At 53.9% G+C, this 2188-nt stretch carries 2 protein-coding genes; both read left to right on the plus strand.

What is annotated here, in order from left to right; translation table 11 throughout:
- The coding region (locus DXA15_RS24835) for a T9SS type A sorting domain-containing protein (RefSeq protein ID WP_147349110.1) at window positions 1-1404 on the plus strand (1404 nt) is incomplete at its 5' end.
- 10 nt (window positions 1405-1414) lie between these two features.
- On the plus strand, window positions 1415-2188 hold a 774-nt coding region (locus DXA15_RS24840), incomplete at its 3' end, for an outer membrane beta-barrel protein (protein WP_128135822.1).

Below are 2188 nucleotides of genomic sequence, written 5' to 3' on the forward strand. Positions count from 1 at the left end.
GGCCCGCACGGCGCCCTGCAATGGTCGGTCTCCACGGCGTCGAACCAGCTTCAGGACTTCCGCGATGTGGACAATCTGACTACGACAAGCGTGGTGAAAGGCACACCGGTCTACGTCCAGATCCGTCCGGTCGGTTTCAACAACATCACTTATGACCGCTGGGAGATCGAATACACCGCCACCCCCGCCGGTTACCACTATCCGTTGGAGGAAGCCGTTCCGAGAACCGAGCGTTACACCTTCAACCGGGGCGAAGCCCACACGCTGGTCGGCACCTACGTGTATACGGTGACCAAGCTGACACTCTACAACGGTGAAAGCGTGGCCCTGACAGCCTATTACACCGAGCCTCCTTACGTCCACACCATCATCATCCGCGACGGTGGTATGATCGAACTGGGCGACATCGCCTCCCATTGCGGTTCGGAAAGCGAATTCAGAATACCATTCCGCCTGCTCGATCCGGACAATATCCTGGAATATTCCGTCCGCTTCTCCGACGAAGCGCTCAAAGCCGGCTTTACGGATTCCGACTATAAAGATGTGACTCCCGACTATCTCACAGTGCCCGTCTACCGGATAATCGGCAAGGGCGTTTACACCGGAAACGTGTATGTGCGCAAGAAAAGCGACCCGGGCCTGGTGGAACTACATCCATTCGAAATCGAGATGCTGGAAACCACGATGATCACCAAACAACCGCAGTCCGTATACGTTTGTGACGGCGACGCCTTCACCCTGAGCGTAGAAGCCCGTGGCCTGAATCTGACCTATCAGTGGTTCTTCAACAAAGAGGCGATCGAAGGAGCAACCTCGGCCACCTACCAGGCTGCCCTGACGCCCGACAAGGAAGGCTCTTACTACGTAGATGTATACGGCGACTGCGGAATGGAGAGCAGTGTGACGGTGACGGTGCGCAAGAACGGCCTGAGAGTCCTGGTGAAATGGAACGAATTCCTGTACATCACCAATCCGGACAACGAGTTTGTCCGTTTCCAGTGGTATCATGACGGGCAGAAAATCGAGAAGAACGGCACTTCGATCTACTACTCCGTGCCCGAGGGCCTGTTGGGCAGTTACTTCATCCAGGCCTACCGTGCAGACGACAGCTATGTGGTGAGTTGCCCGATCACGTTCGATACGCTGACACAGTTCCCCGTAACCACCGTTTACCCGACGATGGTGCAGAAGAACAGTCCGATAACCGTTAAGCTGGGCATGCCTGGCGAAGCCTCGGAGGCGGCAGTCATCGAGATCTATAACCTGAACGGTCAACTGGTCGAAAAGCAGTCAACTACGACAGTCGAAACCACCATCCCCGCGAATATGGCTTCAGGCAGCTACATCGTGAAGGTAACCACCGATTCAGGAAGAACAACAACTCATAAAATCATCGTAAAATAAGCTAACAGATATGTCAACAATAATTTCAAACATAAAGAAAACAATCTTTTTATTCGCAGCAGGCTGCCTTGCCACCACCGTTTCGGCCCAGCAAGGAACGGGTGGTAGAGAGCGTAGCCAGTATAACAACGGCCAGCAGCAACAGCGCCAGCGTCAGGAATACCGCGAGGACTACCGGGAGGAAAAGAAAGATACAACAAAGACCTCTTACCTGACGGTATCGGGCGGCGTCGGTTCCTCTTCCTTCCGTTACAAGCTGAACTACCAGATCGAAGGTTTTGAAGAGAAAGGCAAGCGCAACGCAAAACTGGGGTATGAAATAGACCTCCGTTACAGCTACTTCTTCAACCGTCATTGGGGTTTCTCGACGGGGGTAGGTATCTCCCGTTATGCAACGACAGGCAAATTGACAGGTGATATGTCCGACGATAAATACATGAAACTGGGCAATATGACCGACGACGATGACTTCTCCGGCCACCCGCGTGAGTTCGAACTGCGTGCCCGGTTGAAGAACCTGGAAGAGAAGCAGACCGCCTTCCTGCTGGATATCCCGCTGTTGGCAATGTACCAGACCCATTTCGGCGAAGAGGAAAAATGGGGCATATACGCCGGTCTGGGAGTGAAGTTGCAGATTCCTGTCAAAGCCAAATACAAGGTCGAAGGCAATACAGCCAGCGAACTGAATGTTTCGGGTTACTACCCCCATATCCCTTCCGACGTGGGTTCTCCGTCGGAGGCGCCTGTTCCTCACCACGGCTTCGGCACGATCAACGATCCCGGC

It is taken from the genome of Parabacteroides sp. AM58-2XD, from assembly GCF_003463685.1.
Classification (GTDB): Bacteria; Bacteroidota; Bacteroidia; order Bacteroidales; family Tannerellaceae; genus Parabacteroides; species Parabacteroides segnis.